4 protein-coding genes are annotated in these 7,568 nt (G+C 72.3%); 1 reads left to right on the top strand and 3 read right to left on the bottom strand.

Annotated elements, in window-relative coordinates; genetic code table 11:
* Nucleotides 1-192 precede the first annotated feature (192 nt).
* From G3I40_RS15970 to G3I40_RS15960, 3 genes are all read right to left on the bottom strand, one after another.
* Nucleotides 193-1,599 carry a S28 family serine protease gene (locus tag G3I40_RS15970; RefSeq protein ID WP_164302829.1) on the bottom strand — a complete coding sequence of 469 codons (1,407 nt, stop codon included), beginning with the start codon at nucleotides 1,597-1,599 and terminating at the stop codon, nucleotides 193-195.
* Between the two features lie 123 nt (nucleotides 1,600-1,722).
* On the bottom strand, nucleotides 1,723-2,091 hold the full coding sequence (locus G3I40_RS15965) for a hypothetical protein (protein ID WP_164302830.1): 369 nt from the start codon (nucleotides 2,089-2,091) through the stop codon (nucleotides 1,723-1,725).
* 197 nt (nucleotides 2,092-2,288) lie between these two features.
* Nucleotides 2,289-5,996: an ABC transporter ATP-binding protein gene (locus G3I40_RS15960; RefSeq protein WP_164302828.1), complete on the bottom strand. Its 3,708-nt coding sequence runs from the start codon at nucleotides 5,994-5,996 to the stop codon at nucleotides 2,289-2,291.
* A 229-nt stretch (nucleotides 5,997-6,225) separates the two neighbouring features.
* Here G3I40_RS15960 and G3I40_RS15955 point away from each other — a divergent pair.
* A partial coding sequence (locus G3I40_RS15955; protein WP_343244943.1) for a glycosyltransferase family 39 protein occupies nucleotides 6,226-7,568 on the top strand: 1,343 nt, incomplete at its 3' end.

Raw genomic sequence — 7,568 nt, 5'->3', positions numbered from 1 at the left:
TCGGGCGAGCGGGGGCCGCAGTACCGCGTGCGCTCCGCGGTGACGGCCCGCGCGCAGTGCCCCGGGGCCACGGCGCTGTACGTCGCCCTGGGCGGGGCCGCGCCGGTGGGCTGCGCGGAGAAGCTGTGAGCACAGGAAGAGAAAGAGGGGGCCGCGGCGTGCGGCCCCCTCTTCCCCGTCACTGCGTTGCGGTCACGGGCGGAGCGTGAACTCCCGCGCGGTGTCCGGCCGGTCCAGCTTCGCGTCGTGCGGTGCCTTGGCCGTCGTACCGGACAGGCCCGCCCACGCGAGGATGCGCGAGGTGGCGAGCGTCTTGTCGTCGGCGTTCAGGCCGGCCACGTTCGCGCCGTGGTTGGCGTGCGGGGCGGTCAGCACGTACGAGTCCCGCGTGCCGTGCCCGAGGCGGAAGCGCTCGGCGCCCCACGGGTCGTTGTCGCCGTACACGTACAGCATCCGCGTCGCGTGGTGGCGCACCCAGTTGTCCACGTCGGGCATCGCCCGCCCGTCGAACTTCATGGGGATGGTGCGCGGCACGAAGTTGCGCGGCGGCTGGTAGCCGTAGCGCGAGAGCTTGCCGAGCCAGGGCTGCTTGATGTCGGGCGAGCCCAGCTGGGTGCCCGCCTGGTAGTAGTACGGCGTGTACTGCTCCAGGCCCTGGTCCGCGTAGGAGGACCAGCCGCCGACGGCGTCGACGTAGTCGAACAGCGCCTGGTCGGTGACGGTCCTGGCGTCCGGGACGTCGGCGCAGGCGGACTCCGGCTGGTACTGCCAAAAGCCCCACACCAGGTCGAGGACGGTCGCCTCGTAGGCCTTGTCCAGCGAACCGACCGTGTTCAGGGTGTAGTTGTTGGCGGCGAGGTACTCCTTGTACTTCTTCTCCAGGGCGGTGCGGCGCACGAGCGTCTCGCGCTGCACCTTCTGCAGGGCGACGCGGCAGTCCTTCGGGCCGACGTTCGCGAGGAAGCGGTCGTACGCGGAGTCCTCGTCGTTCACGACGTCGTTCGGGGCGACGTACGCGACGACCCCGTCCATGTCCCGCGGGTAGAAGCGCTCGTAGTACGTGGCGGTCATGCCGCCCTTGGAGCCGCCGGTGGTCAGCCAGTTGGCGCCGTAGACGGGCTTGAGCGCCTGGTAGATGCGGTGCTGGTCGCTGGCCGCCTGCCAGATGTCGAGCTTGGACCAGTCGGCGGGCTGCGGCCGGGACGGCGTGAAGAAGCGGTACTCCACGGAGACCTGGTTGCCGTCGACGATCTTGGTCGGCTCGCTGCGCGAGGGGGTCGTCGAGACGTTGTAGCCGCTGGTGAACATGACCGTCGGGCGGCTGACGTCCTTGTGCAGCACGGTGATGCGCTGCTGGAACGTGCCCTTGGACGGGTGCCGGTGGTCGACCGGCTGGGTGTAGTTGAGGACGAAGTAGCGGTAGCCGGTGTACGGCTTCTCCTCCACGAGGCTCATGCCGGGTACGGCGAGGAGCCTGTCCTTGATGTCGGTGGCGGCGGCCGCCGGTCGCTCGGCCGCGGTGGCCGTCGTGAACCCGGCCGCGCTCACGGTGCCTATCAGCACCACGAGTGACAGCAGCCATCTGAGCGCCTTGCGCATGCACCCTCCCCTGGAGTTACGTCACGTTGCACAACTGTCCGGAAACTATCGGAGCAACTCGCGCACCACCAGGGGTACTTGGTGTCCGCTCAGCATGACACCCGGTACCGGTTCAGACCGGGTTCAGCACAGAATCCAGCCCGAACCGACTGATTTCGACCCGACGCGGCCCGTCACGCGGACGCAGCGGTGTCCGGAGTGCACGGTCACCGGGCCCGCGTGGTGGGTGAAGCGTCCCGCGTCGACGACGGCCCGGCTGCCGCGGGCCTGGAGGCCGACCGACATGTACTGGCGGGCGCCAGCGCGCTTGGCGAGGGTGACGGCGCAGACGTACCTGCCGCTCTTGTAGACGACCGCGCTCCCCGTGGCGAAGGACAGGCTGCGGACCTTGTGGCCGGGGCAGAGCGCGGCGGCGTGCGCGCCACCGACGCCCGGGCCCGCGACGACCAGCAGGCCGGAGGAGACCAGTGCGGTCAGCGCGCCCGCGAGCATCCTGCGCGGCCCGCGCAGGCGCCGTACGCCGCCTATACCGCCACCCTCACCTCTACGCATCGCAGCCCCTCCCGCCACATCGGCACCAGCGTACTGATGAACGGACGCGGGACACGGCCCGGACGGTTGCACCACGGCCGGACGGACGGCGCGTACCGGACATCGGATGGTCGCGGTACCGCCGTCCACCTCGCGCCTCACGCCACCGCCGTCGCGTCCTCCCCCACGAACGACCGCCACAGCGCCGCGTACTTCCCGTCGAGGCGCAGCAACTGCGCGTGCGTGCCGTCCTCCGCGACCCTGCCGTGGTCCATCACGACGACGCGGTCCGCGCGGGCCGCCGTCGTCAGACGGTGGGCGACGACCAGCGTCGTGCGCTTGCCGGCGATGCGGTCGGTGGCCTGGTTGACCTGGGCCTCGGTGGCGAGGTCGAGGGCGGCCGTGGCCTCGTCGAGCAGGAGGATGTCCGGGTCGACGAGCTCGGCGCGGGCCAGGGCGATCAGCTGGCGCTGGCCCGCGGAGAGGTTGCGGCCGCGCTCGGCGACCTCGTGCAGGTAGCCGCCCTCCAGCGTGGCGATCATGTCGTGCGCGCCGACCGACCGCGCCGCCGCCTCGACCTGCGCGTCGCTCGCGTCGGGCCGGCCGTACGCGATGGCGTCGCGGACGGTGCCCTGGAAGAGGTAGGCCTCCTGCGGGACGACGCCGAGCCGGTGCCGGTAGCTCGTCATGTCCAGGTCGCGCAGATCGGTGCCGTCGACGGTGACCCGGCCGCCCGTCGGGTCGTAGAACCGGGCGACCAGCTTCACCAGGGTCGACTTGCCCGCGCCCGTCTCGCCGACGAAGGCGACGGTCTGCCCTGCGGGGATGCGCAGCGCCACGTCGCTGAGCGCGGCCTCGTCGTCGCCGTACGCGAACTCGACGTCCTCGAAGGCGATCTCGCCGCGCAGGGACAGGACGTCGAGGGGCTCGCTCGCGGCCTTCGTGGAGGTCGGCTCGCGCAGCAGTTCCTGGATGCGGCCCAGCGACACGGTGGCCTGCTGGTAGCCGTCGAAGACCTGGGAGAGCTGCTGCACCGGGGCGAAGAACAGGTCGATGTAGAGGAGGTAGGCGACGAGCGCGCCGGTCGTGAGCGTGCCCGCGTCGACGCGGTGCGCGCCCACCATCAGGACGGCCGCGGCCGCCACCGACGACAGGAGCTGCACGAACGGGAAGTACACCGAGATCAGCCACTGGCCCCGGGTGCGGGCCTGGCGGTAGCTGTGGCTGCCGGCCGCGAACCGCCGTGCGCCGTCCCCCTCGCGCCGGAACGCCTGCACGATGCGCAGCCCGGCCACCGACTCCTGCAGGTCGGCGTTGACGACGGAGACCCGCTCACGCGCCAGTTCGTACGCCTTCACGCTGGCGCGCCGGAAGAAGTACGTGCCGATGATCAGCGGCGGCAGCGTCGCGAACACGACGAGCGCCAGCTGGACGTCGATGACGAGCAGGGCGGCCATGATGCCGAAGAACGTGACGACGGAGACGAACGCGGTGACGAGGCCCGTCTGCAGGAACGTCGACAGCGCGTCGACGTCCGTCGTCATCCGGGTCATGATCCGCCCGGTCAGCTCCCGCTCGTAGTAGTCGAGTCCGAGCCGCTGCAGCTGGGAGAAGATCTTCAGGCGCAGGGAGTACAGCACCCGCTCGCCGGTGCGTCCCGTCATCCGCGTCTCGCCGATCTGCGCCGCCCACTGCACGAGTACGGCGACCAGCCCGAGCGCGGCGGCGCTCCACACGGCGCCGAGCGCGAGCTGCGAGACGCCCTGGTCGATGCCGTGCCGGATGAGGATCGGGAGCAGCAGGCCCACGCCCGCGTCGACCGCCACCAGCGCGAGGCTGATGAGCAGCGGCGTCCGGAACCCGCGCAGCAGCCTGCGCAGCCCGTACGCGTCCTCGGCCGTGACGGCCCGCGCCTCGTCGATGTCCGGGGTGTCGGTGGCGGGCGGCAACGCCTCGACCTGCGCGAGCAGTTCGGGCGTCGCGGGCATCCCGGACAGCGCGGTGTCCTTGGGCTCGCGGTCGCCGGTCCACAGCCTGGGGGTGACGCCCCGCTCGGCGTCGAACGCGGCGTCCAGCTCCTCCCGCACGGAGGTGTCCTCGGCGGGGGCGGCCGGCACGGCATGCCCCGGGGACACCCCGCCCAGCTCGTCGGGGTCGGTCAGCAGCCGCCGGTACAGCGGGGACGCGGCCTCCAGCTCCTCGTGCGTGCCGAGGGCGGCGAGGCGGCCGCCGTCGAGGACGGCGATGCGGTCGGCGAGGTTCAGGGTGGAGCGGCGGTGCGCGATGAGCAGGGTGGTGCGCCCGGCCATGACCTGCTTGAGGGCCTCGTGGATCTCGTGCTCGACCCGCGCGTCCACGGCGGAGGTGGCGTCGTCGAGGACGAGCAGGCGCGGGTCGGTGAGGATGGCGCGGGCGAGCGCGAGGCGCTGGCGCTGGCCGCCGGAGAGCGTGAGCCCGTGCTCGCCGACCTTGGTGTCGTAGCCGTCGGGCAGCTCGGCGATGAACCGGTCGGCCTGTGCGGCGCGGGCGGCCGCGGCGATCTGCTCGTCGGTGGCGTCGGGCAGACCGTAGGCGAGGTTGGCGCGCACGGTGTCGGAGAACAGGAAGGAGTCCTCGGGGACGAGCCCGATCGCGGCGCGCAGCGAGGACAGGGTCAGCTCGCGCACGTCGTGGCCGCCGATGAGGACGGCGCCGTGCGTGACGTCGTAGAAGCGTGGCAGCAGCAGCGAGACGGTCGACTTGCCGGAGCCGGAGGAGCCGACGACGGCGAGGGTCTCCCCGGCGCGGATCTCGAAGGACAGCCCGTCCAGGACGGCCCGGTCGGCACCGGCGTACTCGAAGCAGACGTCGTCGAACTCGACGGTCGCGGGAGCGTCGGCGGGCAGCTCCTTCGTGCCGTCCTCGATGCTCGGCTCGGTGTCGATGAGTTCGAGGACGCGCTCGACGCCGGCCCGCGCCTGCTGGCCGACGGTCAGCACCATGGCGAGCATCCGCACCGGGCCGACGAGCTGCGCCAGGTAGGAGGAGAAGGCGACGAAGGTGCCGAGCGTGACCTGCCCGCGCACGGCCAGCCAGCCGCCGAGTGCGAGCATCGCGACCTGCCCGAGGGCGGGCACGGCCTGCAGGGCCGGGGTGAACTTGGAGTTGAGCCGCACGGTCCGCATCCGGCCGGCGAACAGCTTGCGCCCGACCTCCCGCAGTTTCCCGGTCTCCTGGTCCTCCTGCCCGAACCCCTTCACGACGCGGACGCCGCTGACGGACCCGTCGACGACCCCCGCGACGGCGGCGGCCTGCGCCTGCGCGTACCAGGTGGCCGGGTGCAGCCGGGAGCGGCTGCGCTTGGCGATGAACCACAGGGCGGGGGCGACGGCGAGCGCGACGAGGGTGAGCGGCAGCGACAGCCACGCCATGATCACCAGGGATATGAGGAACAGCAGGACGTTCCCGATGGTCATCGGGAGCATGAAGAGCAGGCCCTGGATGAGCTGGAGGTCGCTGGTGGCGCGGCCGACGACCTGCCCGGTGGACAGCTCGTCCTGGCGCCGCCCGTCGAGCTTCGTGATCGTCGCGTACATCTCGGTGCGCAGGTCGTGCTGGACGTCGAGGGCGAGCCGTCCGCCGTAGTAGCGGCGGACGTACGTCATCACGTACACGACGACGGCCGCGCCGACGAGGACGCCCGCCCAGGTCCCCATGGACCGGGAGTGGTCGCCGATGACGTCGTCGATGATGACCTTGGTGATCAGCGGTACGAGCGCCATGACGGCCATGCCGCCCAGCGACGCCCCGAGCGCGAGCACGACGTCCTTGGGATACCGCCACGCGTATCCCGCGAGCCTGCGCGCCCAGCCCCGTTGTTCCGCCACTCTTGCCGCCTCCCGCTCGTGCTGACCTGCCGAAGGGCCAACGCGAGGGGGTGCGGATTTCATCCCGGCGCAACAATCCGCCGCCCCGATCCGCGACACCCCGCCTTCGTGCCGGGGCTTCGTAACGGGCCTTCGCCGGGTGGCAGGGCCGTGCCCGGTTTCCCGCACCCACAGGTGGCACCCAGGCCTGGCACAGCCCGCGCCCACCCGCGCGGTGCACCTTTCCCTGGTGACCTCTGCGACCGAACCGCTCCCCCACGCCCCCGCCCCGCCGTCGGCAGCGCCGACCGTGCACCGCACGCCGCGCTGGTCGCTGCCCGCGCTGCTCGCGATCCTCGCGCTGGCCGCGGTGCTCTACGCCGTCAACCTGTCGTCCGACGGGCTCAACAGCTTCTACAGCGCCGCGGTCTACAGCGGCACCCAGAGCTGGAAGGCCTGGTTCTTCGGCTCCCTCGACGCGGGCAACTTCCTGACCGTGGACAAGCCGCCGTTCGCGCTGATGGTGATGGGCCTGTCCTGCCGGGTCCTCGGCTTCGGCACGTGGCAGATGATGCTGCCGCAGATCGGCGCCGCACTCGGCACGATCTGGATCCTGCACTCCTGCGTGAAGCGGGTGTGGGGCCACGCGGCGGCGACGGTCGCCGCCCTCGTCCTCGCCCTGACCCCGATCACGGTCGCGATCAACCGGGACAACAACCCGGACACGCTCCTCGTGCTGCTGATGGTGGGCGGCGCGGCCCTCGCGCTGCGCGCCACCCGCGACGGCAGCCTGCTGCCGCTGCTCGGCTCGGCCCTCTGCTTCGGCCTGGCCTTCAACACCAAGATGCTGCAGGGCTACATCGCGCTGCCCGTGGTCCTCGCGGTGTACCTGTACGCCTCCCGGCCGGGCTGGGCGAGGAAGGTCCGCGACCTGGCCCTCGCCGCCGTGGTGCTCGTGGTCTCCAGCTTCTGGTGGGCCACGGCCGTCTCCCTCGTGCCGGCCGACGACCGCCCCTACATCGGCGGGTCCACGGACGGCTCCGCCTGGGACCTGATCATGGGCTACAACGGCCTGGGCCGGGTCCTCGGCGGCGAGGGCAACGGCGGGGGCGGCGGTGGCGGAGGGGGCGGCTTCTCCGGCAGCGCGGGGCTCGGCCGGCTCTTCAACGACACCCTCGGCGGGCAGATCTCCTGGCTGATCCCGTTCGCGGCGATCGCCCTCGTCGGCGGTCTGGTGCTGCGCGGCCGCGCCCCGCGCACCGACCTCACGCGCGCCGCGCTGGTCCTGTGGGGCGGCTGGCTGCTGCTGCACTACGTCACCTTCGCCACGGCCGAAGGGACGATGCACCCCTACTACACGACCGCGGTCGCCCCCGGCGTCGCGGCCCTGTGCGGGGGCGGCGGCGCGATGCTGCTGCGCGCCTTGCGCACCGACCGGCGGTGGGCGTGGGTGCTGCCGGCGGCGCTCGGCGTCACCGGGATCTGGGCGGTCGTGCTGCTGCGCCGCGCGTCCGGCTGGAACAGCTGGCTGTGGCCGGCCGTCGCCGTCGTCATGGTGCTCGCGATCGTGGGCCTGCTCGTCCTGCGGACGGC

The sequence above is a fragment of the Streptomyces sp. SID14478 genome (genome assembly GCF_010548525.1).
Classification (GTDB): Bacteria; Actinomycetota; Actinomycetes; order Streptomycetales; family Streptomycetaceae; genus Streptomyces.
Note: the sequence above shows the minus strand (reverse complement) of the source record. Positions and strands in the feature narration are given on the sequence as shown.

Excerpts from the sequence above, each read along its gene's own strand:
- G3I40_RS15970 (WP_164302829.1), bottom strand. The coding sequence starts at position 1,599 with ATGCGCAAGGCGCTCAGATGGCTGCTGTCACTCGTGGTGCTGATAGGC.
- G3I40_RS15965 (WP_164302830.1), bottom strand. The coding sequence starts at position 2,091 with ATGCTCGCGGGCGCGCTGACCGCACTGGTCTCCTCCGGCCTGCTGGTC.